This is a genomic window from Natrinema sp. CRL1 (assembly GCF_059162405.1).
On the sequence record NZ_JBLVOY010000006.1, the window covers coordinates 80,336 to 105,537 of the forward strand.

Below are 25,202 nucleotides of genomic sequence, written 5' to 3' on the forward strand. Positions count from 1 at the left end.
AATGTCTGTGACTTTCGACGAGGAGAACATCGAAGAGGAGTATCACACACTCGTTCGAGACGTTTTCGAGGGCACCGTCCGGGGGACTGCCAGCCACTATCCGTCCGACCTCTCCGTCCGATTCGACTGGGAGCGCGTCAACGACTTCGATGAACAGATCGGCCGGCAGTTCCTCCGAAACCCGAAGACGGTCCGTGGAAAACTCGAGGCCGCAATCTCGGGATTCGAGGCCGTCGATATCCCAAAATCGATCGTCCGAGTGAATAACATCCCGCACGAACACCATTTCCGCGTCGGGAAGCAGCGAACGACGCATCTCGGTCGACTACTCACGATCGAAGGTCGAATCGTCGAGATGGAAGGGGTCAAACCGTTCGCTCGAGAGGCCGCACTTGCCTGTCACAAGTGTGGAACGCTCAACTACGTCCCGCAATCGTCCTACGGGAAGATGATCGAGCCAGCGGAATGCATGGGCTGTGAGAAAGCGTCTGGGCCGTTCCTGTTCAAACGTGAGCACTCCGATCTCATCGATTCACGGAAGATCATTCTCCAGCGGGCAGATACGAACCTCGATGATGACCCACCGACACTTGTCGTCTATCTCACGCAGGATCTCGTCGACCGCGTCGGTCCCGGCGACTACGTCTCACTTGTCGGCTACTACGATACCGGCCAGATTCAGAAAAAATCCGTCGTGCAGACCTACCTCGAGACGTGGGATATCGAATCGCACCAAGAAGGTATCCTTGCTGATCAAGTCTCGCCGGACGAACTCGCGGAGATGCTTCTCGATGAAGTCGAAGCCCTCCAAGACAAGGACCCATCGTCATTCGGTGCGGATCGAGACGAGATCCTCGATAAACTCGTCGACGAAGGCGTGCGTCGACAAGAGGCAGAGTCACAACTCGAGGACCTACTCGAGGACAAAGAGATCAGCGAAGTCAGCGGCGGTAAACTCATGGTCACATGATCGTCGTTGGAAAACTGAATCAGAATCTCATATTCAGTAAGTACAGAGGTTATACACATTGTTGAGGAACCCAACTAGCTGTTCTCTACTCGTCGCTTCATCGTCTCGTTCACCTGATGGAAGCCCGCCTCCACATCGTCGCCGATTCGGCGGTTGACAAATCCCACTAATACTCCACGGAAGGTTTCGGCCTGTGTCAGTCGTGTCCGCTTACCATCGTCAAGCGCAGTGAGTATGAACCGATGCTCGCCGTCGTAGAGCCCAGGGACAAACAGACGACCTTGCCACCGAAATTCGGTCGGCTTATCTGCGACGAGAACTTTCGGGCGGAACGTCATCGGTCTCGTATTTTCGTAATCCATTGTCACCTCCAGACGCTCGCCCTCTACCGCTTTTCCATCGATGTCTAGTGCTGGGTTCCATTCAGAATACGCTTTGAAGTCGGTCAAGACGGACCACACAGCTTCTGGTGAAGCGTCGATTTCGACTTCTGTCACGATCTCGTCCATATGAATACTCACACAGAGTGTCAACATATACCCGTACCACCCGGTACCGTTGAGCAGAGCCACCTCTGTGCAAGATACACGCTCTATATTCAGCACGGCTCCGCCAACGTCACCGATAGCTGACAGAGGAACCAGCGTTAGATTCGTACGTGTAGTGTACAGTAGATTCATGTGAACAATTCTCTATAGAAGAGGATTTCAACAGAGCCACGCTGTCGTATCGGATGGTTCGGCAGCCAGAATAGTCTGACCCGTTTACTGTCGCGCTTCATCTAGCTGTCGACCTCCTTGAGGAACTCGTCGACCGACAGGCCGTTTTCGTGATTGACGATACTCTGATCGGTATGATGTCGAACCGCTCGAGGCCGTCGCTGTAGTTTGAAACTGGCTAAGCAGAAGTGGTCCGGGTGGATGGGGAAAGGGGGATTTCCTCAAATGGTTATGAGCTACCGTCCCGGACATCTACCACTTGGGGTAGGCTCCATTTCAAGTTTCGCCTTATTTCAGTTGCTGAGTCCCCACGGCACCGTTCAGGATAAAAGAACCAATCGCTGTTTCCAAGCCTGTTAGACGCCATCCCCGGCCGATAGAACTATCCCGTAATACACTCGAGGGTTTCACGGCGAGGGAGAGGATTCGGTCGTGGCCCCGACAGAATCCATCCGACCCGAGACATCCGGATCCTCGCCACTGAGGTCGTTCCACCGTCGTCTATCCACAACGGAACTCGGCCTCAGCACCATCCATAGACCGATACATCGTCCAGGGGAAAGGGCCTTGACGCTGGCCTCTGGCCGGCGTTTCTTGAAGTGCAAATTGGATAAGGACCAGTAACCACGAGATTGATAAAGAAGTAGTAGCTGCGTTGATCTGGCGAGGAAGTCGGTTGTTGCCAAACACCCGTCTGACATCACCCTCGCCCTCCCGTTTCTACTCGCGAAGCTCTAATTTATATACGAAGCCGCAGCCAACGCCGGCAATGCTCACCGATCGTCGCGAAGATCTCCTGATCGCCGTCGCACTGACCGAGTTCTCAGTCCACTATGAACAAGCCGATCCCGAGCTCGCTGAACAGGCATGGCAGCTGGCCGCCGATCGCCTCGTCGGTCACGACCTCGAGCCACACGAGACCGTCGACGCGCTCGAGATCGGATAACATTCTTTGACGGACATCATTCACTCCCACAAGCGTTCTCTGAAAGGATCCGGTTACCACGAATTCCCGCTGGGAGAGACACCGGTTCCGCTGAAACTATACCCACTTGAATCGGGTTTCCTTGCACTACATTCGTCACATCGTCCGTATTTGTATCCTCTATCAGGAAGTTCGCTGACAGGAACTTTCTCACCGAATCGCTTTCCGCAGTGGTGTGGTGTGCGTGAAACTGGGTCACTCGGGCTCAGACACTTGAACTCTCGCTTCTTTCGGTTGAATATCAATCCCATACGAGAATACACGTTCTAATTGTACTAATGGTTAATGTCTATCTCCTCACAAACTAAATGGTGCCTCAGATGTCCCTGTTCTTTCGACCAGCTTCAACCCCACGAGGGTTCGTCTGAAACCCGTCGACGGCACTCGAGATCGGATAGCTATCGCTTGGCGTCTGATCGAATTGGCCTCGAGAAGACCTCAAAGCCGCCCGGATGGGCCAAGGGGATGGCCGCCGGGCGGATACGGGACATGGCTAAGTCGAGTTAGGTGCTGATTGGATCGTGTCGCGCGTTGGGGAACGCGACAGTGAATATGTTCGGACCGACCTATATCAACGCCGCTCCGATTCCGAGTGCGCAGGAATCGACCTTTGTCTGCGTGCAACCCTAGGGAGTCATAGGTGAGCTAACAGAGTTGTCCACCGGTAGTTGGACAGCGTCCTGCAATGGGTCCCCGCCCGTGTCCACTTGTCCAAAGGTCGAAGACAGACCAAAATCGGCGTGAGGACCGTTCTGGATCCGTTTCGAATGCATTCAGAAAGCTGCTGTCCACTTGTCCACACCTGCCCGCCATGTACGCGGGTACAACGTAATGTCCCCGCGGCTAGTAAGATATCCGATCAACCAGACCGACGCCGTGGTGTCCGGTGGGTCCCCCTGGACGTGTCCACTGGGGAAGAGGGTAGAGCAAGGAACGGAGATACGGATCCCGAATACAGATACAGATACGAATGTATGATATCGCGTTGGGCGCTGGCCGAACGCGGACTCGAGACCGCGACTGCCCAACTACTCTCCGTCCTTGTGTTGTTGAACGCGGGCAACGTGCTCTGGATACGAGCGGTCGCTGTCGAAGAGCGGATCCTCGGGGAACAGCCCTTCACCTTCGGGGATGGTGACGACAGGCCACTCGGTCTGATCAAGCATCGTCTCGACTGCAGAGACCCATTCGTCGTAGAAGCCCTCTTCTGTCCGCTCTCTCAGGTCTGACACCACGGGTTCGATCTCTGCGAGTTGATTGTTCCAGTCCTCGAGCCACGCTTCGAGGTCCTCAACATGCTCGGGAAAGCCAGCCTCTTCGACGTGCTCGCGGATCACGGCCCGTAACTCTTCGCGCCACTCGTTCAGGGCGTGCTCGTTCTTTTCCTCGAGACGATTGTCACGATACGGTGTGACGGCATCGCGAACGACCTGCTTGTACAGTGTCGGGATCTGCTCGAGCGTATTGAGTTCGCACGCACCGGCTCCCTTCCGCTGTTCCCACTCACTGACGAGCGTATCGTAGGCCTTCCCGCCCGTTCCAGTGTACTCGCTCTCGCTGATCGGCTTTCGCGGGAGACCGTACGTATCCACTTGCTCTTTCGTGACCGCAACCTGCTCAATACAGACACGCTGGGTGAGGTCCCCGCGTTCGTCCAGCCATGCTATCTTGCCTGCCATGGCACTCGCCATTCCGTCACCAATCACATCAAAGTCGGAAAGATAGAGAATCACCGCGGGCTTGCCGACCGTTTCGACGCGCTGGACGAACTCACTCGCGATCGTCAGTGAGAGATCGCCCTCGCCCTCGACGATCACGTTCACACCCAGATCGCGTGCGAGCGCGTGTATGTAGTCGGGAAGCCCTTTCTCGCACCAGATCTCGAGGTGGAACGGCGATTGCGAGGTCGTGTCGAATTCGATCTGCTCGATGAGCTCGTCGATGAGTTGATCAGCGAGGTAGTCCGCAAAATCCTCGGGCTCGTCGAACTCGAGTTCAGCACGTGCGCCCTCGCGTGGCAGCGAGGGAAGGGAAACACCACTGGGCGTCGATACTGCCGACACATCGGCCTGCTGTCGGTGCTCGCCGTAATTCGTGACGACCATCTGACTGTGCTTGTTGTCGTGAATCCCATCGAGGGGAATGTAGCCGAGGATACGTGCGAGCGCGGCTGCGCCCTCGAGATAGTCATAGCACTTGTCGGTGTTCGCGTACTCGTCCCACGAACAGTTCGTCGGTGGTCGTACCGGCCCTTGGAGGCCCTCGAGTTCGTCCGGATCGTAGTCGATCGGGAGTTGATCGACGTTCAGCGTCGTCCCCTCGTCGGTCGACATCACGATGAAGTAGTGGACACCGCGGACGTGGATGCTCTGTTCGTCCCGACCAGCAACGGCCTGTTCCCAGAGATTGGCGAACCACTCCGCTTTCGCATGATCAGCGTCAGTTCCCTTGAACATCGGATCGCGACGCCGGCTCTGAATGAGGAGGTCGTCGACGTCGACGCCGTACTCCTTCGCCTGCTGTTTGATCCGTTCGCGTAACGACGACCGAGGTGGCTCGGACGGCTCGGTGTCCGACTGTCCACTGTCCTCTTCCATACCCGAGTCAAGGGCTGAAACTCTCAAAAAGGACCCGCAGGCCAACCAAATTACGAATTCGAGACACGCGAATCGGTTGGCAGTCCAAATAACTAGTATATACCAGCGACACGTATGCCTATGCGACAGCTAACATACACCAATCACATGATCGAACAGGCCTCCTTCGGGGTGGTCTGCCGTGGCTGATGCGTTCCTCGAGACGTTCGCTGGGACTGTTCGCGATCAGAACTGCAGCACCTCTCCGTGTCTGAGGAATCCGATCGGAACGCTCGAGGGACGGCGGGTGTGCGCGAAACACTTCGATAGACGTGCGCGGTTGATGGACAGCAGCGCTCTCGAGGCGGCGATCAACGACGAGACGGATCCGTTTCTCACACGACGATTACAGCGAGCACTCGCGGATGTCCGCGAGTGGGAGGACAACTGAGAGGAACTCACATGGCAAACCCAGATTTCGCTTTCCGAATCGACGAGGACGCCCGTGCGTGGGCGCTGTACCGACAGACTGAGACCCAAGAACGACCCGTGGCCATCCGCACACGCGAGCGGACGTTCTGGTTCGGCCTCGATCGGGAGGACGGCAATGGCGATCGAGAATCGGTCAGTGAGAACTTTCTCGACGCTGTCGGGACGCTGTTTCTTCGCGGACCAGCAGGCCGAGACTGGACGCTGGATCCGATCTTTGACGCGCTGACGTGGTACGAGTCGGAGTGTATCGATGACCTTCGAGAACTTCGAAACGAGGCGATGATGAACCGCAAGCCCGACTCCGACGGCCGTTCGATGCCGAGCGAGGTATGGGATCTCGTTTCGGCTGGTCGGTCGCACTTCTCACTGCCCGACTCGCGAGCGTTCAAAGCCTGCGACCCGAGTACCCGCGATCACGAACGCGGCGAGCACCCTGATGACATGACACTCGAGGGGTTCGGAGATCAATGACTGCCGGTATCGTACTCGAGGGCAGCGTTGTAGACCTCTTCCCACTGAATCGACACCCCAAGAGCCGGCTCCGGAAGCCGATTCTGGCCATGGCCGACGGGAAGCACGTCGCGATCGTCGCCGATGATGACCACGGTCCCGAGGGACTGGTCTCGGTGTTTCGATCCTTTCTGGCGCTTGCTGGACTCGGTCGAACGCGTCCGCCCCCAACAGTGATCATCTCCGATCCACCGTTCGGCGTCGACGATGACATCCGCGTTCCTGTCGAGGAAACCCACCTCGAGAACGTGTTCATCCACGCCGGCGATGTCGAACTGCTGTGACGAACCGACAGAAAACCACTGCACACACCCCACCAATGTCAATCACAACAGCGCGTACCTGTACCGACTGCAACGAGACGTTCGAGACTCGAGAGAACTACCTCGCCCGGAACGACGTCTGCCCGGACTGCTTCGACTTTCCCGACGTACATTACGATGAGACGCCGGCAGAGGATTACAGCGTCTACCTCGTGGCCTCGATCTCGGCTGGAATGCATGGTGCCTTCCACGCGGCGTACTTCCGCGTGGCCGCACAATCGAAAGCTGACGCCCGCTTTTTCGCGCGTGCCTACCAGCGACTCGAGGATACGGTCAACGACCCGAAGCTTGCGGGTCTCGCCTTCGACGGCGAAGACCAGGTTCTCACCCGACCGGGGGCAGCCCCGACGACAGTCCGAGTGATGGAACTCCCGCTGGTCGAACGCCACGACGGCTACGCGGTCGTAAAACTTGGCACCCGCAACGGCGACGACTACGAGGACCAACGCGACCACGGTTCCGCGACGATGGACAAACTCCCCGATCCCGATATGACCCACAAAGACGTACTCGTCCACGCGACCGACGACCAGATCGATCACAAGCTCGCGGAAAACGTCCCCGACGACCACCTCTGTTACTGGACGGTCAATGGAACACCGAGACAGACGCAGTTCGGCCAGCGAATCTGGTTCGAACAAGACGGTCGTCTCGTTGCTTGCGGGCAGGTCCAAAGGACCGAGACGGGCAAGCTCTGGTTCACACCGCTCTGGGAAGTCGACCTCGAGTGTCCCACAGAAGTCCCGAATCAGGGCTTCAAGTACATCGAATCGATCGAGACCGACCAGCGAACGCCGGAGACAGCGCGGGCATGAGCGGTCGTCTCGAGACTCCCGAACGGGACGACTGATCACCTTCAACTCAGATTCCAATGTCACGATTTAACCCACAGCAGATAGCGAACCGTCTCGGTCGAATTGTCTTCGCAACCATCCTTGCAGGCGTCTTCGCCGGTATCGTCGCGCTGTTTTCCGGTGGCCTCTTTACCGACACAGTGTCTCCGACAGCGCCGATCGAGATGTACTTTGGAGCGGGAATCGATATTGCTGTCCTCGCTGTTATCTTCGGCTTCATCGTCCCGGTTGTGATGTGTGTCTACTGGGGCCTCTCGAAGTGGAAGTGGCTTCGATGGACGCACACGTGGCTGGTTCTCGGCGCTGTCACCACTCTTGTCTGTACGGCAATCGCAATTGGGGGAATCGATCCACGTCTACTTGCGAACCCGCTCGAGATCGTCACAATGGTCGCCTACGGCGGAGCTATGCTTGCGGCTATTGCTGTCTCTGAAACGCTCTTTGCGTCCAGAGCCAACATCGAACCACGGCAGTTCGCAACGGGTGCGGGCATGTTCGCACTTGTGTTCGTCGTCCTCGTCCCCGCAGCGGCGCTCGGCGTTGGTGTGATCAGCGACGAACCCACGACCGATGACTGGTATGACCAGGATCGCCACGTCGACGGCGATCGTAGCGGCCTCGAGACCGATGCTGGCGAGGATCCCATCGACGAGCGCGACGACGAGAGCGATATCTCGATTGATCGCGATGATCCGCTGGATCCAGAGACCTACGATAACGGCAATCTCTCACCGGCTATTTTCAGCGTGACGGCACTTGAAAACGAGACCGACGCCGTGACTGCCGTCGATGATCCGCAACCACCGAGAGAAAATGAGACGTTCCGCGACTACGCGGTCGCCGAAACGCACACCAACACGACAGTATCGATCTCGAACGTTGAGGCCGAGGTATTCGATGGCACGGTCGTTCCGAAGGCACGCTACCACCTCGATTTCGAGGGCGTGAATATGTCGACAGCGCACATGACTGGGCTCGATACCTACGGCGAGGTCAACGCCGAGAGTCACAACAACGATACGATCCAGCCTAATATCTGGGCTGGCAGTACTCTCGACACCGATAGCGGATTCCTTGTCGAAATGGAGCGTACTGAATCGACGCACGTCTACGCCGATATCGTGACCGACGAGGGCGAGATCCATCGCTACGTCGTGGCACTCGAGCGAACAGATGTGTAGCCCTGCTCGAGGCTCTCTTCGGCCTTGATATCCTCGCGGCCGTCGCTACTGACACCGTCCGAAACTATCGAGGTTTCAGAAAGGGTAGTAAGTTTCTTTAATTCTTGTCAAAACATTCGGATCACAACATTTAGACAATCTTCTGTACCAAGCGCTAAGTGATGGCTTATAATTAGACTATCTTGGTACAGAATGGAAGATTGGGGCAACAACAATTGGGGAGAGCGAAGAAATGGTAATGCACATGAAATATACACGGATGAAGATAACGTAGACCTCTATGCCGAGCGGACAAGGGCTGGTAAATTCTTTCCACAGGAACGAAAAGTAATAGATCGGTATTTTTCAAAATCGAATGCTTCAATTCTGGACGTTGGCTGTGGTGTCGGTAGGGTCTCTAACTTACTCCACGAGCTCGGGTTTGATGTCACAGGTATCGATATCAGCGAACCAATGATAGAGGAAGCACGAAGTCAATTTCCGGAGATTGATTTTCGAGTTGGAGATATTGTCAATTCCGATTTACCGACAAATAATTTCGACTATATTATATTTTCTTATTTTGGTATTGATTACGTTCTACCCAAAGAGCGACGGATTACAGCTTTCAGAGAGATGTATCGTCTGCTAAAACCAGGTGGCATCCTCACGTTCTCGTCGCATAATAGCTGGAGTACAGTCCCTGCTGCGTTGCTGGGTCACTGGATGCCTTTGAAGGACCTCTATTTCACTCGGAAAAACATTGATCGGCTGTTCACACGCAGGAAGATCGAAAGTATCGATGAAGGAGAGATAGAAATCTACGTATCGAGTCCCCTTCATCAAAGGGCTCAACTCCGGAAATGCGGATTCAGCTTCCTCGACGTTATCGGAAATCACGAGAACATACTCCGGTTTTTCTCATATCAGCCATACTATGTAGCCAAGAAGTAGCAACTCTTCAGGGAGATTGACAACGAACGGTTGTGCCACCGACACAGACACCACCAGTGCAAGTGACGAAACTCCAGTGACACACCAGATCAAGGATCCGTTCGAAATCACCTAGTCCAGAAAATAGTTACCACTGGCTTACTCGTTTTCCTGCATGGCCCTCCTCGAGTCCCTTTTGAATCTCCTATTTTTGCTGGCGTTCCTCCTCGCCCCTGGAATTGTCGCGACTGTCATGACCGCCCCCATTCTTGCCTCGAGTCGGATTCGAACACTCTTCCGTGCGCTCCCGCCGACCGATTCGGTAGGGCTGTCGTACACCCTCGTCGGACTGGCCGGGTCGCTACCCTATATCATCAGTGTCAGCGTGGCAATCGGCCTAGCTGGCGAGGACGGGATCTGGGGGCCACCGATTCTTAGTGCCACCACAGTCGTTTCTATGTGCTACATTGTCGCCGTCCCGATTGTCGGCACGGTTGGCCTGCCACGAGTGGGTATCGACTGGGATCCAACCGGATACGGCCCCTCAACTTGGGCATTGCTGACGGTCAGTGCGTTTTGGTACGTGCTCGTGTTTGCTATCCCGCTGGCGATTATCGGGCTTGTGCTCTCCCTTCCCGGCGGGTGGTGAGAACGGTGAAAGGAATCTACTTTGATCGATTGCCGTCGGACTGGCAACCTCGAAGAGGATCGTCCGGGAGTTCGACTTGCTTGAGGAGTTGTGAAGGTCAAATTGCGACCGGTTGGTAGGTGTCTATGGAGAAGAGGTAGAGACCGCGACGGCAGTACTCGAGCGGGTTCGGGACAGTAGCTAGTCGTCAGCCTCAGCGAGCCACTGCAACGCGTCGACGAGAACCTCGTTTGCTGTCGCGACTGTGGACCGTTTCGAGAGTGATTGTGAGTCGTTGATCGGCCCCTCAAAGACAGTCCACTCGTCGCCGTTGTGGGCGGCTATGAGTCGCTGTTGATCGTCGTGGTCGTCGACGGCGATCAGGTCGTCGTCGAAGTCGAGTTGGAGGTCCGCCACATCTTAGAATTCCGTCATCCTACTGATGAATGTGTCGATTGAAAACATGTAGGCCACATCTTTTCTCCAGATCCGTGATGTGATTTCGAGCGAATATCGCTCTTTCAGGAATATGTATGAGATCCTCAGCAAGCCCAGTACAATACAACCAATATAAAACATCACGATTCATGAGGTATCAATTAATACCAGAATCGTTCTGCTCGAGAAAGCCCACTCTCTCCGGAGTTGGACAGTTGATGCCGAGAGCACTGACATCTTTCAATCTTTCATGGTGTCTCAACAGGTCCGAGGTTCACTCCTCACCCTTCGAACGCCTCTGCTAACTGTTCGTGCATGAACTCTCGCCGCCGTTTCCGGGCTTCCTCCTCGCCGAGATAGTTCGTGACGACGACATGGGCGTCGTCGCTGCCTTGTTCTTCGGCGATCACTTCGATCCGGTCGGCGAGCCGTTTCACAGCATCGTCGTACGTTCGGTACCAGAACCGCCGCCCGTACTGTGGTGTCGCCGTTTCATCCACGCCAGCCCGCTTTGCAAGTGTTTTGAACCGTGCCGTGATCGTATTCGGAACGAGGTGTCCACTCTCGGCGGCCGTACTTGGAAAGAGATAGCCGTTCCACTGGTCGCGATCGGCAAGCTGTTCCCAGCGATCGGCGAGCGTCTCGAGACCATACTGGACCGAGACACGCCCGGGACCGTTCTTCCGTTCGTCGCCGAAGACGATCCGCGGGTCCTCGGCGTCGAAATCGAAGCTTCCGTCCTCGTCGACCGGTGCGAACTGATCAGCGGAGAGCGCGGCGACCTCCCCGCGTCGAAGGCCCCATGCACACGTCGCGACAACGAGTAGGCGATCTTCGACTGACTCGCAGGCCTCGGTCATCGCCCGGACGTCTGTTGGCTCGAGTGCAGGCGGGTCACGATCATCGTCATCCGGTGTCTCCCCCTTCCAGCGGTTCTCATGGGGCGCGCCGAGCGCCGGATTGTACGCCGCGTCACGGTCAGTCTCGAGCCAGTCATAGAAGACTCGGATGTCAGTCGCGTGCTTGAACTTCGATTCGGGGCTCGAAAGTTCGGTGTCGAAGGTATCGTAAACTGCCCGAACGCGCTGTTTCTCGTCGCGTCGGGGGATATCGTCCGTTCGAACCCGCTCGACGATGTTTGCGGCGTCGTAGAGGTCAGCATAGGTCCGGACGTACCGCGCGAGCCGGGACCGTTTCGACGTGATCGTCGTCTCGGAGTGGCCCGACCGCTCGAGGTAGGTGTGCAGATACAACTCGAGCTCACGGATCGTCGTCTCGGCGTCGATCCCCCACTCGTAACTTTGCTTTTCGCCGGCGTCGGGGGCCGGATAGCCAACCGTCGCAAGGAACTGCGAGAGCGTGAGGTCGTGGTGTTCGCGCAGCGCACGTGCGATTCCCGAATACCCCGCCTCAGTGATCTCCTCGTAGGTCGGTCGCGTCTCGAGATCAAGGCCCTCACGAGCGAGGTCCGGTTCGATATGAGCGTTCCAAAACGACTGGAGGTCCTCGAGCGATTTGTGCGACCAGCGGATTCGTTCAGTCTCGCTCATTGACTTTGCTCCTTAAGTTGTATCTCATCGCCCAGAACCCACTTTAGAGCGACTATGCTTGCCTCACGGAGGTCTGCCGCTCCATCCTTCCCCTGCTTTCGAAGTGTATCACGTTCCTTTCGTAGCATCTCGAGTCGCGTTTCGATCTCATTGGCAGACCGCTCTATCTGTGCACTGGTCATCGACTCACCCGCTCGAGAACCCCGTTTCCTCCGGTTTGGGTGAATTCTAAGACCCTCATTTTCGTACGTCTCGGTAGAATTGACAGTCACATAATACTACTGCTTACCAAGTTGTCACGTGCAGACAAACAGGTTAAGCGGTATATGGCCGATAGTGGGCTAAAGCTCCATAAACTGTATAATGCTATAGCAACTTCGGGGCGGGGAGAGTCAGAGATTCGGCATTTAGAACCTACAAATGAACTCATAACACACTTGGACGAAATATAAGAACGGGTGTTTCGGCTGCTCTTGGTGCGATATTTGGAAAATCTATCTAAAGCGGCTCATCGCTGATAAGGCAGCAGGTGATGCTCGTGCAGCAATCGGGATTCTTCGAAAAGCTGTGCAGACTGCCGATCAAGCCGAGCAGAATGAGGTTTCGTCGGAGATAATTCAGGATGGAGTCCCAGAAGCGAAAGCAGAAATCGAACAACAGTCGCTCGACAAGCTTACCAAACACCAGCGCGTGCTGTACGATACGATCCTGGACTACGGTGAGATCACTCCTAGTACGCTATTCGAAATATACCATGAGACGGTCGAGAACTCGAAAACGCAACGTATGATGCGGAACTACTTCGCAAAGCTAGATCATTACAACCTGATCATCTCAAAAGGAAGTACAAAAGGGCGAACGTATCATCCGTACTCCCCGTGACTAGATCGCTTGATCTCCATCGCACGGCAAGTGAGATATCATTTGTATATTACTTGAATACAACTATGTATGGATGATTGACTTTTGATGGAGACACGATTCCTTTCGAAACCGTTCCCATCACGTTTCGGAGAAGACGTTAAGTACCAATCACGTCTATACGAGTCGTGAGAAATCAGTCTCTCCCAAAGCGCTTGGATTTACTTCTCGTTGAAGACAATCCTGGCGATGCTCGTCTTATCGAAGAGGCATTCAAAGAAGCGGACATCGAAACAACGATTCGTACTGTCAGCGACGGTGATGAGGCGTTAACCGTGCTGAGAGATCAATCCTCACCCAAGGAATATCCAGACATTGTGCTTTTGGATCTGAATTTACCCCGAGTAAGCGGGTTTGACGTGCTCGCAGAACTGAAAGACCAGTCAGACCTCTCCGCTCTCCCGGTTCTCGTGCTCACGAGTTCAGAAGCTGAAGAGGATATCGTCAAGAGCTACAAACTGGCCGCTAACGCGTACCTGACGAAGCCAACTGGGCCAGGTGAATTCGATTCGCTCATACGCTCAGTTGAAGACTTCTGGTTCGACAAAGCACGCCTTCCACCGACGCCTGCTTGATGCACGTTCCCTGAAAAGTGTACTTTTCAACAACGCGCCGTGCGAGGGAGCGTGAAGAGGAATGTCGATCCTTCACCAGGTTCCGACTCAACCCATATCTCGCCGCCATGCCGCTCAACGATTCGTCGGCACAGCGCAAGACCAATCCCTGTTCCTTCCTGTTCATCCTGAGCATGGAGTCGCTGAAATACTTCGAACACACGATCGGTCTCACCCGGATCAATACCGATCCCGTTGTCTTCGATGGCAACACGCCACTTGCGCCCAGCTTCCTCGGCAGTGATGCGTATCCGTGGTGGCTCGTCACCGCTATACTCGATTGCGTTGCTGACCAGATTTTGGAAAACCTGTCGTAACTGATCAGCATCACCTGAAACGCACGGGAGATCCTCTGTGAGAATCTCTGCCTGTTCCTCTTCGATTTGCAACTGAAGGTCTTCCTGGACGTCATCAAGAACTGCGTTCAAATCGACCGGTTCGAACGGATCACCCTGCGTATCGACACGGGAGTACTTGAGCAGCCCATCGATCATGTCCCGCATCCGTTCAGCGCCATCAACTGCAAATTCAAGAAACTCCTCGCCGTCCTCGTCGAGCCGCTCGCTGTACCGCCGGTCGAGAAGTTGCAGGTAGCTCGTTATCATGCGAAGTGGCTCCTGCAAGTCGTGTGAAGCGGCGTACGCGAACTGTTCAAGACGCTCGTTCGACTCCTCTAATTGTTGCTGGATCTCTTTCTGCTCGGTGATATCCTGCACCATCAGCATCCCCCCAATGATCTCCCCTGAAGCATCCTTGATTGGGAGTGTATACGCGGACAGGTGGCGATTATAGTATTCTACTTCGAACGAACGGGATTCACCGGCGAGTGCTGCATGGAAATGCGGTTCGATGTCTGCGAGGACTTCATCAGGATACCGGTCATAGATTGTATCTCCAATCGCATCCTCTGCGCTTACGCCGAGTTCTTCAAGGAGTTCACCGCCAGCAGCTGTATACTGGAAATCGGTATTGAATAATGCGACAACACCATTCGGGAAATGCTCAGCGAGCGTTCGATATCGCCGTTCACTTTCCTCGATTTTGCGCCGTTGCTTCTGTCGCTCAGTAATGTCTCGCCCGATCCCGGCTAACACCGGGTCTCCGTCAGGAGTGTTGAGTGTCGCGGCGACGAACTCATACGGGATCGTCTCACCGGTTTTCGTCAAGAGGTCTGCCTCTACTCGTACGCTCCCCGCCTCAAACCCCTCCGTAATCGCCGTTTCGATTATTCCTTGTTCGTCTTCATCTAAGAGTTTTAAGGCATGCATTGATTCGATTTCCGAATCAGTGTAGCCAGTCACCTCACGGAGGGACTGGTTCCATCGGTGTAAATTCCCGTCCGTATCGAGCACGTAGAACATGTCATCAATGGCATTGAGAATATCGTCCGTGTATTCTTTGTATTGATTGAGTCGCTCTTCGCGGTCTTGAAGAGCTTGCTCGGCCTCTTTCCGCTTGGAAATATCCCGGAATAACCCGACAAAGTACCGGTCTCCGTCGAAGAAGAAATCATTCAATGAGATCCCGAGCGGAATTTCGTGACCATCTTTGTGCTTCCCGGGTAGTTCGACGTATTCCCAGTCGATGTTTTTCTCCCCAGTCTCCAGATAGCGGTTCAGCGCGTTCAAGTGAACGTCTCGAAGTCGTTCGGGGATGATACTGAGTTTGCTCCCGCCGACAAGTTCGTCCGGGGAATATCCCAGGATCCGTTCGACAGCAGGATTCGCGTACTGGATTTGACTCGCTTTATCGAGTACGATGATCCCGTCAGAGAGCGAGTCTGCCAGTGAAACGAACGCTTTCGCAGAGATTGATTTCTCGTCCTGTATTGACTCAAGATCCTGGGACTGCTCGCTTTGTGTCGCTGAATCTGGCCGTGCATAGAGCGTCCCGACAATAGCTTGATCACCGCTTTCAGTGGGAACCGACTTGAAATGCGCCTCACAACTGACCGTATCGGTAGTTGCAGTCTCTACGGATAGAGTGACTGTTACCGCTTGGTGATTCGACGGTTCAGTGGTCAAGAGGGAATCTAAAGAAGGAGGGACCGCAGTCAGGAACGAAGTGAATGTATTCTGTGAGAGCGTTTCCCTGTCGTAACCGGTGAGATTTACGAATGCGTCGTTGACCGTAACAACTTCGCCAGTTGGAGTAAGACGAACAAGGCCGATGTCCGCTTCCGTCATTAGAGGGAGGAGATCGTCGGCGATGGCCGAGTCTTCTGGCGAGGACGGTGAACCAGTGGAGGGGGTCACATCAGCCTTAGAAGACTGCCGATTATAAGTGACTCCATGGTGATTTCGGTATCTCACTTATTTATCGGAACGAAGCGGTCAAGCTCAACGGAGATGTCCGGTAGCCACTCGAAGATTGATCGGAGGAGAAGCCGTTGCCGTTGATGGTGTATTCTGCGACTGAGACCATGTCTTGTAAACGGAATTGAGGAGCATAGGACTGTTCCCGAAATCCGTTATAGGTAGCTAAGCGATGTTTTTCTTTCACCCTTGTGGAAATGGGTATCTGTGTGGAGTACCAAGTGAACGTATGACTGAGAATATCTGGCGTTCGATACTCGGCGCGGTGAACAACGTGCACCCTCGTCGGGTATTGATTAATTTACTTGACTGCTCGTCGTACGAGGCGGTGACTGTGCCAGATGACATCCATTTCGGAGATGTAGATGAGCGCGTTCTCCGAATGCAACTGGTCCACACCCATCTTCCGAAACTCGAAAAGGAGGGATTCGTGAGGGTGGATGGGGACGGGCAGGAAGTTGTGGAAGGACCGGCATTCGATGAGATCAGTCCATTCCTTGAAGTCATCAACGAGAATCGCGGATATTTGCTGAAGGGGTGGGCGTAGCTATGAGTAGCGAGTCATTTGAGGCAGAGATCCTATTAGTAGAGGACAACCCCGGCGATATTCGTCTCATTGAGGAGATTTTCTCGGATAGCGAAATAGCAAACACACTCCACCCCGTCACTAGTGGTGAAGCGGCGCTCAACTTCATCAATCAGGATGGAGAACATGAGGATGTCCCTCTACCAGATGTCGTACTGCTTGACCTGGACCTGCCGAAGATAGATGGCGAAGACGTTCTGCACGAAATCAAACACCATCCCGAATTGGAGGACGTGCCGGTGATCATCCTAACCGGAATGGATCGGGAGTGGATTGAATCCCGTGATCTCGATCACGATACGGACGAAGATGCAGTTCTCGAAAAGCCGATTGATCCTGACGAATTTGTCGAGGTAATTCGGTCATTCGACGGATTTCAGTTGTTGATTGTGCGGACGGACTCGTAACAACTCCCCCGTCGGGCCGACTTCAACAATCGAATGCGTGGGTGAGTTGGTGGTCTGGACTCGTATAATGCATAGTGACCACCCTACGAATTCGGTATCTGTTCTACAGGATTGTGGCAGGTGGTAATAGAGTTATCTCGATTTTCTGTTTTGCGGAATTCGAATCGTGCACCACCTTCGGCGCTTTCTTCGAGTGCGACGTCCCACCCGTGGGCCTGAGCGATCCGTTGAATGATTGTAAGACCAACCCCAGTCCCGCTGTATCCTGTGGAAAATCCGTGTTCGAACACTTTCTCTTGAAGCTCTGGTGGTATTCCGTCACCAGTGTCTTCCACGTAGAATCCCGTTTCCAGGGGGCCAACACGTATAGTCACATTTTCTCCACCATGGCCGATAGCATTCCGGAACAGATTCTCGAATACGGCTTGTAGCTGACTCGCGTCACCGGCGACAGTGAAGTCTTGTATCTCAAGCGTTGCTGACCGTGTGTCAATCACCGACCACGCGTCTTGCGCGATTTGAGTGAGTGACACAGGTGCGTGCTCATCACCCGGTGAATCTGCTTGTACAAGCGTCAGTAAGTCAGTAGTGAGTTCGTCGATCCGATCCAGAGCTCGTTCGACTTCATCGAGGGTAGCCTCCTCACCAGTTTCTCGATACATCGATAGTTCGCCGAAGGCGACTGAAAGAGGGTTTCGAAGGTCGTGGGAAACCATGCTGGCGAACTGATCAAGTCGCTCGTTCTGCCGTTGAAGGTCACGAGCTATCTGGCGTTCCTCGGTCACTGCTTGCGTGACGAGAACCCCATACGGGTCATCGTCGATTCGAACCGGCTTCGTTTCGAGATGATGGATACGTCCGTCATATCCGACATCGAGTGAACCGTTCTCTCCGTCTATAGTGGCTTGTAGTACCGGTTCTAGCTCCGTCGCGGTTTCTTCGGGGAACAGTTCGTAGACTGTTTTCCCGACCATCTCAGTTGCTTTCCGCTTTGAGAACGGAAGCGTCTCTGGCCCAACAATCCGATAACAGAACTGGCTATCGAACAGAACGATGACGCCGTTTGGGAAGTTATCGACCAGCGTCCGGTGACCGTCACGTGGGGGAGTAGTCATTCCTGGTGAGATAGATCAAAGTACGTCACAAATCGTATAAATCTGTGGAAAGCCCGCTGTATCATTCGCCGCAACTTGAGAGAGTGGTGCGTTCTAGAGATGGGATTCCGAACGGCTAATTGACTGGCGCTCCTGCCAGTAGATGATGACTCGGCTTCTCTCCGCTTCCGGGGGACGACGTGCGACGCTTGCACTAGGAGGTGTATACATGGTAATCGCTGTTACATGGCTATTCATCGGGGCTAGGAGAGACACGTCAATCCAGGCAACGCTCATTATTTCTACCTTGGTTGGCACTGCTGGTCTTGCCCTCTTCTACGGAAGCTACCGACTGCCACAGACCGATATCAACCCGAAGTTCTATCCGACGATCGCTACCTGGTGCTTCCGCGGCATTGCAGTGATGGTTGGTATCCTCGTATTCATTGGTGTCGTCGCTGAGTTAAATGATCCTGCGGCAAACTTCCTCATCCTTCCAGCACTTGCCGCTGTTGCAGGATTCGGTGCAGGCCAGCACGATGCGCGAGCCAAAACGCGGACTCACGATCTTGAACAGCGTAACCAGGAACTTCAAGAAACACAGACCGAGCTCGAAGAGACAGTAGACCGTCTCAAGGAATCCGAGCAGCGATACCGCACCCTCACAGAGAACTTCCCAAACGGAGCTGTAGCACTCCTAGACACGGAACTCCGACATACACTCATCGCCGGTCAGGGCTTTGAAAAAGTCGATTTCAGTGCCAGTGATCTTCGAGGAGAGAAAGTCGAAGACGTCTATCCAGAAGATTTGAAAATTATCGAGCGACAGTATCGGACGACACTCGATGGTGAATCGACGTTGTTCGAAGTGGAGATGCAGGGACGGATATTCGAGTTTCGAACCCATCCATTGACCACCGAAAACGGTAATGTGTATGCAGTTTTGGCGATGTCTCAGGATATCACCGAACGCAAGGACCGCGAACAGGAACTCACGAAGCGCGCCCGCCAGCAACAAGTCGTCGCTGATCTGAGTCAATCCGCACTCGAAACCACTGATCTGGATGATCTCATAGACGAGGCCATCGACCAGGTAGCTGATGTCTTAGATGCCGAGTACTGCAAAGTCCTTGACCTATACAAAAACACGGATGAGCTTGTTCTCCGCCAAGGTGTCGGATGGACGGACGGGCTCGTGGGGGAAGCAACCGTGTCGGCTGTCGAATCAGACTCGCAGGCTGCATACACGCTAGCGAGTGAACACCCGGTCGTCGTGGAGGATCTTGAGACGGAAACGCGGTTTAGTGGGCCTGGTTTGCTGAGAGAACACGGTGTGTGTAGCGGTATCAGCACTATCATCGGACCGGTCGATGATCCTTGGGGGATTTTAGGCGTACACGATACGGACCAGCGAGAGTACTCCGAGGAAGATGTCACGTTCGTCAAAAGCATCGCTACCATCCTCGCAGACGCAATTGAGCGCCACCAATACCAGGCGGATCTTGAACAGACAATTGCCGATTTGGAAACATCGAACGAGCGGTTAGAGCAATTCGCATACGCTGCCTCACACGACCTGCAAGAACCACTTCGAATGGTGTCGAGTTACCTGCAACTCATCGAAAGCCGCTACGGAGACGAACTTGACGAAGACGGCAAAGAATTTCTTGAGTTCGCGGTTGATGGAGCAGAGCGGATGCGGGGCATGATCAACGGGCTGCTCCAGTACTCGCGGGTTGAAATGCACGGAGATCCGTTTGAGCCAGTAGATTTGGAAACCATTCTTGAAAATGTTCGAGAAGATCTCCAGATGCAGATTTCAGCGAGTCAAGCAGAAATCACTACCGATCCTTTGCCTCGTGTTCACGGCGATGATGATCAGTTGCGTCAAGTCTTCCAGAACTTACTCACTAATGCAATCCAATACAGCGGGGAAGAATCACCGTCGATCCACGTCTCAACTGAACGGAACGGGACCGAGTGGATCGTCTCGGTCCAAGATGAAGGGATTGGGATTAACCCGGAAGATACAGATCGAATCTTCGATGTATTTGACCGATTGCATAGCCCAGAAGAGTATGATGGGAGCGGAATCGGACTTGCGGTTTGTCAGCGGATCATTGAGCGACACGGCGGTGAGATCTGGGCAGAGTCTGAACTGGGTGAAGGCTCCACATTCTCGTTCACGCTGCCTACCGTAGGTGAAACCAAATGAATGACGGTCAATCCTCTGACCCTATGCACGTGTTACTCGTTGAGGATACTCCAGGGGATGTGCGGCTAATAAAGGAGGGCTTTGCAGGTGGAGATCATGATCCGACAGTCCATGTGGTTACGACCAGTACTGAAGCACTGGACTTCCTTAACCAGCGTGGCGAGTTTGTTGACGCGCCTATACCCGCTCTCGTTCTCCTTGATCTCAATCTTCCCGGTGGTAACGGCAGTGAAGTTCTTACAGCGATGAACGAAGACATTACTCTCAAGGTTATTCCGATAATCACTCTGACTGGTTCAGAGTCGTCAACTGACGTTCAACTTACCTATGAAAATGGAGGGAATGCTCATATATCAAAGCCAACAGATCCGGGAGAATTCACACGCATGATTAACTTGATTGAAGAATTTTGGCTATCCATGGTTCAACTGCCAGAATTATCCAGCGGCGAATAATTGAACTGGCGACTAGTGCTGAGAAAAACAGTATTGTAACGTTCACTCACCATCAGTACCCATAATTGCGAGTCAAAATCCTAAACATATTGCCTGGATTAACCAATTCGTCTACTTCGACCGGCTTTTGGAGATATGCTTCTGCATCAGACCCATGCGATTTGATGATTAGTATTTGAAATACTGCCACTAAAACAGAAGTGAATCGGTTGGACGCTGCCTCTCGAATTTGCCAATCTTCAGCGAATGTTAGCGCATTCGATGGTATAGTTTTTTAACTCTCCACAGACTACCGTGGTTCTCAGAATCGGAATCCCACCACGTCGTCGATTGTCTCCCCACGCTCGGCAGCCAGATCTCGTGCCCGTATCCACGCCCGGCGAGACCGTTCAGGGTCACGCTCGCGAAGGTCCTCATGATACTCGACAAGCGCAGTAATAAGGAGAGTATCGTCCTTAGGTCGGCACTCACACATTACAGTCCGAGCCAACGGCTAATGAGATAACATTTTGGCTGATCACTAGTTCTTCGATTCGAGCCAGTCATCTAAGTCCTCGAGTGCAGCCTCGGAGACGACTAACTGATCGTGCTCGTCAGACCGAAACCGATGCTCACTCTCACGGCGCAACGTCACGTGAAAATGCGGTTGTGAAAGCGAGACAGTCTCGTCGGTCACAGCACAGACGCCCACGCCACCATCCGAGTTCATCTGACGATTAACAGTCGAGACGACCCACTCGGCGTCGCGGTCGGGCGGCGATCGGCCGCGAAAACGAGTGGTTCTGGTGGTTGTCATACACAACAGCCGGAACTCGAGAGGGATGTGCCCATCGAGTGAAAGGAGGTGGTACGCGAGACGTAGGGACTCGCTGTCCCTGTCCTGTCTTCCGACCGGCCGCCCTGCCGGCCATGCAGTTGCTCACCGGCTGGAAAGATAGGACTTCGGGATAGTTGCAGTTGATGAAAGGTAGTCCGCCGAATTCAGTACGTAGTGGGACATCGTTAGTATGCGAGCTCGTACTCGCCGGCGTCGATCTGCGCTGCAACACTCGTGTGCTTCCGGCAGCGCTCGCGGACGCCGACACAGCTAGCGCGTCGGACGCAATTGTGGACGGTTCGTTCGTCACAAACGGGGCAGTAGGAAACCGGCATCTATGCCCTCACAATCTCGTGGTTGCCGGCGTTCCGGGCCTTGTGAATCGTGATATCGGAATGGCTGTACACAACCTCGTCACAGGTGTTACAGTGGAATTGAGGATCCATCGTTACCACGCTCGAGGCCCTTTGCCGTCCATCGCACTTTCCTCTTCTTGCTGGCTGCGCTTCTCGCGGATCATCTAGATCGTAGCTGACTCGTGCATTGTCGTAGTCACCGTCACGCTCGGTTTCCCGAGCACACCTACACATTGTCACGAACTCTAATAAGTGTTACTATTGAAAAAACATGTATGTGATATCGGATTGGGCGGCTTACGACTCGGCTTCGCAGAGGTAGTCCGTGAGGATGTCTCGAGCCTCTTGCTCGCGTTTCAGAGCCTTCACGTACTGGTTCTGGTTGACATACCGAATCAGATCGCCCTGTTCTTCCGCTTCGTCTTTGATTTTGATTGCAGCCTCAAGTTCGGCCTCGAGTTCTGTGTCGGTCAGCTCCGCGACTTGGTCTGCGTAGTTCGCTGTCATCGTGGTCACCATTGCGCCCGGTTTCCCGGACACACATCTACAATTAGGCGCACCGTTGATAACTGTTACTATTGTTTAAGCATTTCTAAAGGAGGATTGTATCCAAACTCTACCAACTACAGAACAGTCCCTTCGAAAGGTTCGAGTTCGCTCCGCTGCCTGAGCGTCTCCTCGATCTCGAGGTCGTGCTTTGCGGCCTCTTCTTTCGCGAGTACCCACGCTCTCCATGCCCGTTTGGGCTGGATCTCTTTTCGATCAGCGTGGTACTCGACGAGTGCCTCGATCACAAGGAAATCCTCCTGCGTTGTTCGATCAGACATCACCGCGGTTGGCCGCGGCTTCGCATAAAAAGTATCTACTCGAGAAGGATTGTCTGACGTTCTATTCATAGACTCCGGTAAATCATTAAGTGAATACAGTCACTACAGAGGACTATGTCCCAAGAAACCACTAGGACATCGGCGTACTCGTGGTCCGAAGCGATGCGTCGTGCCGAGAAACAGCGGTACAATACGAAGATCGAGGTCCTGATGACTGCTGTCGCTGGCGTTCCACGCAATTTCGAACAGTCAGCGCTGTCGATCCACAAAGGCGCAACTGCAGTCTATCGCGACCAGCGAGAGACAGACAGCTACCAGATCCGTGAACACGACGATCACTACACGATCGAGATGGATCAGTACAACCCCGAAGAGGGGAAGGCGGTGGCCCATGCTGTGTTCGATGCACCAAAATACACGGCAGCCGGCCTCGCAATCGTTGGGGCGGTCCTTAGCGGATAGAACGGGCCGCACTCCAAATTCTCACTGAAGCCTATACGATCAGAGCCATCTACGTCCCGAAACCGCTATCTCGAATCTGCAATCAGATCGATCGATATCGGGCCGTCCCAATCTGAGTTCCGATCAGCCAGCAGTAACGTCTCGCCCTCGAGAAAGTCCCGTGCCGCGCCAAACGCGTTCCAGCGGCGTGCCTCGACCGGAAGAACCTGATAGCGATCGGCAGTCGCACAGTCTTTGATCTGGACATTCCACCCACCGACTGTTCTCTCGCAGACAACCTCGATGTCGGCCTCTGGGTGAGACCAGGATGTTCGGCCGTAGGACCGGTGGTCGATAGTCCATCCGTCCGGAGCGCTCACATCGAATAGGGGGATGTGCTCACAAACTCGGCCGAAGAGGCCGGTGTAGGTCGACATATCTGGAAATCACAGTCACCAACTAAAATGATACCGTGGGCTAACCTACTCGTCGTTTCGAGCTACGCCCATTGACGATCTCTCCGGCAGTGAGCTATGTGCCGCGGGTTTCAGCGCCTAGGGTAATTTAGGCCATGGAATTGTGCTTAGATCAACCAAAAATGTGTTCTAAGAATCTCATAACAAGATGTACTGGCAATTACCACTATCAGATGGCCGATATATTGAATAGGTTGTATTACCAAGTTGATTTAGGAGAAAAAAGTGTTAGTCATCGACAGAGAGGTTGACTGCTGACTTCTCTGGAGAGAGTTGTGTATAAAATAAGTTCCAATAATGAAACGTTCTCTGAGATATCCGTCTACTCCGGTCTCTAATGAGGATCTTTGTGATGAGATTCTGCACGGGTTTCAGTCGTGGATCAAGGAGTACAGTACAGGGTCGCAGGGGTACATTCGATACGATTTACGGCGGTACATTCGCCGGCATCTTCGGACAACTCGCTACCGACAGTTCGCAGAAACGATTTCGGTTCCGAAGCGTACCTCAAATTGCGATCTGGTGATTAACGATCGTATCGGGATCAAAATCATCTATAACCTCAATATTAGTTCGAAGGAATGGTTGCATAGACAACTTCGACTGATATTCAAAAAGTACGATCATCTAATCATATACGCACATCAGATACCAGCGGAGCACCTCGATATCTGGTATCAGATCAAACGGTCTCTCAACCGGCGATCGATACGAGGAAGTAGTGTCTATACGTTGCAGACAGTCCAACGGGCCGAATACCGAATCCCACTTACGAATAAGACTATTCGGAAGGAGGTTGCTCACAAGTCGGCTCTCTATCTCCTATTCATGGCATTCGTTTTTACTGGTGGACATTTTCTTTCCTTAACCGATGGAACGGATATCATGGCCCAAACATATGTCGGAGCGATAATCATATTTAATGTGATTGTGATTCTTCTCGGCATCTTTCTTATTCGGGGACTGTAACGGAACACAAATGAAAAATCGCAGTTAGAGTCTGCAATTTCCGGTTCAGGTCACGAAAGGCTCAGGCGGCCATACAGAACAGACGGATGCTCCAAATCCAATGTCTGCCGTCGCACTCAAATCGGGAATTTCTATACTCCGTTTTGACCAGCATCACCAGGAATTACGGTGTTTCGGGGTCTATTCCAGACATGAATGGATGATGAGTAGCCGCCTACATGGGTCTTCGATCCCCCAAGAAAGTGGACGTAGCTACTCGTCGTCTTCGAGATCGAGTTGCCGTGCCAGTTCCTCGAGTCCACCCTCGAATGCGACGATCGCCCGGTCGTAGTCCGACGGGGTGAACCGTCCGACTGTCTCTCGAGTCGAGGTCACGAAGTAGTGGGGCTCGTTCAGTTGGACAGTCTGATCTGTAACCGCACACGGCGCTGTCTCATCGGCGTTCGTTGTTCGACGGGCCACAGTACTGATTTCCCATTCGAACGTCTCATCGCCCTCGCTGTCCGTACTCTCGTTGTCCAGCCACGGCGGGGAGTGACCCTTGAACCGAAGTGTCCGTGAATCGCTCATA

Annotated in this window: 25 protein-coding genes; 15 read left to right on the top strand and 10 right to left on the bottom strand. The window is 53.7% G+C overall.

Going from position 1 to position 25,202, the window contains the following annotated elements; genetic code table 11:
- Position 1 precedes the first annotated feature (1 nt).
- Positions 2-970, top strand: coding sequence for a minichromosome maintenance protein MCM (locus ACJYUO_RS18630; RefSeq protein WP_494346836.1), 969 nt, complete (start codon positions 2-4; stop codon positions 968-970).
- A 74-nt stretch (positions 971-1,044) separates the two neighbouring features.
- On the opposite strand, the gene ACJYUO_RS18635 is transcribed toward ACJYUO_RS18630, so the two are convergent.
- Positions 1,045-1,479 carry an SRPBCC family protein gene (locus ACJYUO_RS18635; RefSeq protein WP_494346837.1) on the bottom strand — a complete coding sequence of 145 codons (435 nt, stop codon included), beginning with the start codon at positions 1,477-1,479 and terminating at the stop codon, positions 1,045-1,047.
- A gap of 979 nt (positions 1,480-2,458) precedes the next feature.
- Here ACJYUO_RS18635 and ACJYUO_RS18640 point away from each other — a divergent pair.
- Complete coding sequence (locus ACJYUO_RS18640) at positions 2,459-2,635, top strand: hypothetical protein (RefSeq protein WP_494346838.1); 177 nt, start codon at positions 2,459-2,461, stop codon at positions 2,633-2,635.
- A 1,067-nt stretch (positions 2,636-3,702) separates the two neighbouring features.
- Here ACJYUO_RS18640 and ACJYUO_RS18645 read toward each other — a convergent pair.
- Entirely contained in the window at positions 3,703-5,271 is a 1,569-nt protein-coding gene (locus ACJYUO_RS18645; RefSeq protein ID WP_494346839.1) for a hypothetical protein, read from the bottom strand.
- A 441-nt stretch (positions 5,272-5,712) separates the two neighbouring features.
- Here ACJYUO_RS18645 and ACJYUO_RS18650 point away from each other — a divergent pair, with 441 nt between their 5' ends.
- The 6 genes from ACJYUO_RS18650 to ACJYUO_RS18675 all read left to right on the top strand — a co-directional run bounded on the left by ACJYUO_RS18650 (position 5,713) and on the right by ACJYUO_RS18675 (position 10,171).
- The gene (locus ACJYUO_RS18650) at positions 5,713-6,213 is read left to right on the top strand and encodes a hypothetical protein (RefSeq protein WP_494346840.1); all 501 of its coding nucleotides are present in this window, start codon (positions 5,713-5,715) and stop codon (positions 6,211-6,213) included.
- Positions 6,210-6,536, top strand: a complete 327-nt coding sequence (locus ACJYUO_RS18655) for a hypothetical protein (RefSeq protein ID WP_494346841.1) — start codon at positions 6,210-6,212, stop codon at positions 6,534-6,536. The genes ACJYUO_RS18650 and ACJYUO_RS18655 overlap by 4 nt, the downstream gene beginning before the upstream one ends.
- 35 nt (positions 6,537-6,571) lie before the next feature.
- Positions 6,572-7,390: a hypothetical protein gene (locus ACJYUO_RS18660; RefSeq protein ID WP_494346842.1), complete on the top strand. Its 819-nt coding sequence runs from the start codon at positions 6,572-6,574 to the stop codon at positions 7,388-7,390.
- A 56-nt stretch (positions 7,391-7,446) separates the two neighbouring features.
- Positions 7,447-8,610, top strand: a complete 1,164-nt coding sequence (locus ACJYUO_RS18665) for a hypothetical protein (protein ID WP_494346843.1) — start codon at positions 7,447-7,449, stop codon at positions 8,608-8,610.
- A 192-nt stretch (positions 8,611-8,802) separates the two neighbouring features.
- On the top strand, positions 8,803-9,543 hold the full coding sequence (locus ACJYUO_RS18670; protein WP_494346844.1) for a class I SAM-dependent methyltransferase: 741 nt from the start codon (positions 8,803-8,805) through the stop codon (positions 9,541-9,543).
- Between the two features lie 154 nt (positions 9,544-9,697).
- On the top strand, positions 9,698-10,171 hold the full coding sequence (locus ACJYUO_RS18675) for a DUF8162 family protein (RefSeq protein WP_494346845.1): 474 nt from the start codon (positions 9,698-9,700) through the stop codon (positions 10,169-10,171).
- Positions 10,172-10,351: 180 nt separating this feature from the next.
- On the opposite strand, the gene ACJYUO_RS18680 is transcribed toward ACJYUO_RS18675, so the two are convergent.
- Positions 10,352-10,567 (bottom strand): hypothetical protein, encoded by a 216-nt coding sequence (locus ACJYUO_RS18680; protein WP_494346846.1) that lies wholly within the window; start codon positions 10,565-10,567, stop codon positions 10,352-10,354.
- A gap of 302 nt (positions 10,568-10,869) precedes the next feature.
- The gene (locus ACJYUO_RS18685; protein ID WP_494346847.1) at positions 10,870-12,138 is read right to left on the bottom strand and encodes a tyrosine-type recombinase/integrase; all 1,269 of its coding nucleotides are present in this window, start codon (positions 12,136-12,138) and stop codon (positions 10,870-10,872) included.
- Between the two features lie 510 nt (positions 12,139-12,648).
- On the opposite strand from ACJYUO_RS18685, the gene ACJYUO_RS18690 reads away from it, so the two are divergent.
- Both ACJYUO_RS18690 and ACJYUO_RS18695 read left to right on the top strand, forming a co-directional pair.
- Positions 12,649-13,020, top strand: coding sequence for a hypothetical protein (locus ACJYUO_RS18690; RefSeq protein WP_494346936.1), 372 nt, complete (start codon positions 12,649-12,651; stop codon positions 13,018-13,020).
- 194 nt (positions 13,021-13,214) lie between these two features.
- A complete protein-coding gene (locus ACJYUO_RS18695) occupies positions 13,215-13,634 on the top strand; it encodes a response regulator (protein ID WP_494346848.1) in 420 nt (139 codons plus the stop codon).
- Between the two features lie 26 nt (positions 13,635-13,660).
- Here the strand turns inward: ACJYUO_RS18695 and ACJYUO_RS18700 are convergent, their stop codons facing one another.
- The gene (locus ACJYUO_RS18700; protein ID WP_494346849.1) at positions 13,661-15,859 is read right to left on the bottom strand and encodes a PAS domain S-box protein; all 2,199 of its coding nucleotides are present in this window, start codon (positions 15,857-15,859) and stop codon (positions 13,661-13,663) included.
- A gap of 358 nt (positions 15,860-16,217) precedes the next feature.
- On the opposite strand from ACJYUO_RS18700, the gene ACJYUO_RS18705 reads away from it, so the two are divergent.
- Positions 16,218-16,535 carry a hypothetical protein gene (locus ACJYUO_RS18705; RefSeq protein ID WP_494346850.1) on the top strand — a complete coding sequence of 106 codons (318 nt, stop codon included), beginning with the start codon at positions 16,218-16,220 and terminating at the stop codon, positions 16,533-16,535.
- 2 nt (positions 16,536-16,537) lie between these two features.
- Positions 16,538-16,981, top strand: coding sequence for a response regulator (locus ACJYUO_RS18710; RefSeq protein ID WP_494346851.1), 444 nt, complete (start codon positions 16,538-16,540; stop codon positions 16,979-16,981).
- An 83-nt stretch (positions 16,982-17,064) separates the two neighbouring features.
- Here ACJYUO_RS18710 and ACJYUO_RS18715 read toward each other — a convergent pair whose 3' ends face one another.
- The gene (locus tag ACJYUO_RS18715; protein ID WP_494346852.1) at positions 17,065-18,096 is read right to left on the bottom strand and encodes a sensor histidine kinase; all 1,032 of its coding nucleotides are present in this window, start codon (positions 18,094-18,096) and stop codon (positions 17,065-17,067) included.
- A 208-nt stretch (positions 18,097-18,304) separates the two neighbouring features.
- Between ACJYUO_RS18715 and ACJYUO_RS18720 the strand changes: the two genes are divergently transcribed.
- Together ACJYUO_RS18720 and ACJYUO_RS18725 are read left to right on the top strand one after the other, a co-directional pair.
- Entirely contained in the window at positions 18,305-20,290 is a 1,986-nt protein-coding gene (locus ACJYUO_RS18720) for an ATP-binding protein (protein ID WP_494346853.1), read from the top strand.
- A gap of 23 nt (positions 20,291-20,313) precedes the next feature.
- Positions 20,314-20,745 carry a response regulator gene (locus ACJYUO_RS18725; RefSeq protein ID WP_494346854.1) on the top strand — a complete coding sequence of 144 codons (432 nt, stop codon included), beginning with the start codon at positions 20,314-20,316 and terminating at the stop codon, positions 20,743-20,745.
- 1,470 nt (positions 20,746-22,215) lie between these two features.
- On the opposite strand, the gene ACJYUO_RS18730 is transcribed toward ACJYUO_RS18725, so the two are convergent.
- Together ACJYUO_RS18730 and ACJYUO_RS18735 are read right to left on the bottom strand one after the other, a co-directional pair.
- Positions 22,216-22,458: a hypothetical protein gene (locus ACJYUO_RS18730; protein ID WP_494346855.1), complete on the bottom strand. Its 243-nt coding sequence runs from the start codon at positions 22,456-22,458 to the stop codon at positions 22,216-22,218.
- Positions 22,459-22,541: 83 nt separating this feature from the next.
- The gene (locus tag ACJYUO_RS18735) at positions 22,542-22,745 is read right to left on the bottom strand and encodes a hypothetical protein (protein ID WP_494346856.1); all 204 of its coding nucleotides are present in this window, start codon (positions 22,743-22,745) and stop codon (positions 22,542-22,544) included.
- 114 nt (positions 22,746-22,859) lie between these two features.
- Here ACJYUO_RS18735 and ACJYUO_RS18740 point away from each other — a divergent pair, with 114 nt between their 5' ends.
- Complete coding sequence (locus tag ACJYUO_RS18740) at positions 22,860-23,207, top strand: hypothetical protein (protein ID WP_494346857.1); 348 nt, start codon at positions 22,860-22,862, stop codon at positions 23,205-23,207.
- 65 nt (positions 23,208-23,272) lie between these two features.
- Here ACJYUO_RS18740 and ACJYUO_RS18745 read toward each other — a convergent pair whose 3' ends face one another.
- On the bottom strand, positions 23,273-23,623 hold the full coding sequence (locus tag ACJYUO_RS18745) for a hypothetical protein (protein WP_494346858.1): 351 nt from the start codon (positions 23,621-23,623) through the stop codon (positions 23,273-23,275).
- Positions 23,624-24,883: 1,260 nt separating this feature from the next.
- Positions 24,884-25,201: a hypothetical protein gene (locus tag ACJYUO_RS18750; RefSeq protein ID WP_494346859.1), complete on the bottom strand. Its 318-nt coding sequence runs from the start codon at positions 25,199-25,201 to the stop codon at positions 24,884-24,886.
- Between the last annotated feature and the right edge of the window lies 1 nt (position 25,202).

Excerpts from the sequence above, each read along its gene's own strand:
- ACJYUO_RS18630 (WP_494346836.1), top strand. The coding sequence starts at position 2 with ATGTCTGTGACTTTCGACGAGGAGAACATCGAAGAGGAGTATCACACA.
- ACJYUO_RS18670 (WP_494346844.1), top strand. The coding sequence starts at position 8,803 with ATGGAAGATTGGGGCAACAACAATTGGGGAGAGCGAAGAAATGGTAAT.
- ACJYUO_RS18700 (WP_494346849.1), bottom strand. The coding sequence starts at position 15,859 with ATGACGGAAGCGGACATCGGCCTTGTTCGTCTTACTCCAACTGGCGAA.
- ACJYUO_RS18705 (WP_494346850.1), top strand. The coding sequence starts at position 16,218 with ATGACTGAGAATATCTGGCGTTCGATACTCGGCGCGGTGAACAACGTG.
- ACJYUO_RS18675 (WP_494346845.1), top strand. The coding sequence starts at position 9,698 with ATGGCCCTCCTCGAGTCCCTTTTGAATCTCCTATTTTTGCTGGCGTTC.
- ACJYUO_RS18715 (WP_494346852.1), bottom strand. The coding sequence starts at position 18,096 with ATGACTACTCCCCCACGTGACGGTCACCGGACGCTGGTCGATAACTTC.
- ACJYUO_RS18725 (WP_494346854.1), top strand. The coding sequence starts at position 20,314 with ATGCACGTGTTACTCGTTGAGGATACTCCAGGGGATGTGCGGCTAATA.
- ACJYUO_RS18745 (WP_494346858.1), bottom strand. The coding sequence starts at position 23,623 with ATGTCGACCTACACCGGCCTCTTCGGCCGAGTTTGTGAGCACATCCCC.
- ACJYUO_RS18660 (WP_494346842.1), top strand. The coding sequence starts at position 6,572 with ATGTCAATCACAACAGCGCGTACCTGTACCGACTGCAACGAGACGTTC.
- ACJYUO_RS18685 (WP_494346847.1), bottom strand. The coding sequence starts at position 12,138 with ATGAGCGAGACTGAACGAATCCGCTGGTCGCACAAATCGCTCGAGGAC.
- ACJYUO_RS18740 (WP_494346857.1), top strand. The coding sequence starts at position 22,860 with ATGTCCCAAGAAACCACTAGGACATCGGCGTACTCGTGGTCCGAAGCG.
- ACJYUO_RS18640 (WP_494346838.1), top strand. The coding sequence starts at position 2,459 with ATGCTCACCGATCGTCGCGAAGATCTCCTGATCGCCGTCGCACTGACC.
- ACJYUO_RS18635 (WP_494346837.1), bottom strand. The coding sequence starts at position 1,479 with ATGGACGAGATCGTGACAGAAGTCGAAATCGACGCTTCACCAGAAGCT.
- ACJYUO_RS18720 (WP_494346853.1), top strand. The coding sequence starts at position 18,305 with ATGGTAATCGCTGTTACATGGCTATTCATCGGGGCTAGGAGAGACACG.
- ACJYUO_RS18665 (WP_494346843.1), top strand. The coding sequence starts at position 7,447 with ATGTCACGATTTAACCCACAGCAGATAGCGAACCGTCTCGGTCGAATT.
- ACJYUO_RS18645 (WP_494346839.1), bottom strand. The coding sequence starts at position 5,271 with ATGGAAGAGGACAGTGGACAGTCGGACACCGAGCCGTCCGAGCCACCT.
- ACJYUO_RS18655 (WP_494346841.1), top strand. The coding sequence starts at position 6,210 with ATGACTGCCGGTATCGTACTCGAGGGCAGCGTTGTAGACCTCTTCCCA.
- ACJYUO_RS18710 (WP_494346851.1), top strand. The coding sequence starts at position 16,538 with ATGAGTAGCGAGTCATTTGAGGCAGAGATCCTATTAGTAGAGGACAAC.
- ACJYUO_RS18650 (WP_494346840.1), top strand. The coding sequence starts at position 5,713 with ATGGCAAACCCAGATTTCGCTTTCCGAATCGACGAGGACGCCCGTGCG.
- ACJYUO_RS18750 (WP_494346859.1), bottom strand. The coding sequence starts at position 25,201 with ATGAGCGATTCACGGACACTTCGGTTCAAGGGTCACTCCCCGCCGTGG.
- ACJYUO_RS18735 (WP_494346856.1), bottom strand. The coding sequence starts at position 22,745 with ATGTCTGATCGAACAACGCAGGAGGATTTCCTTGTGATCGAGGCACTC.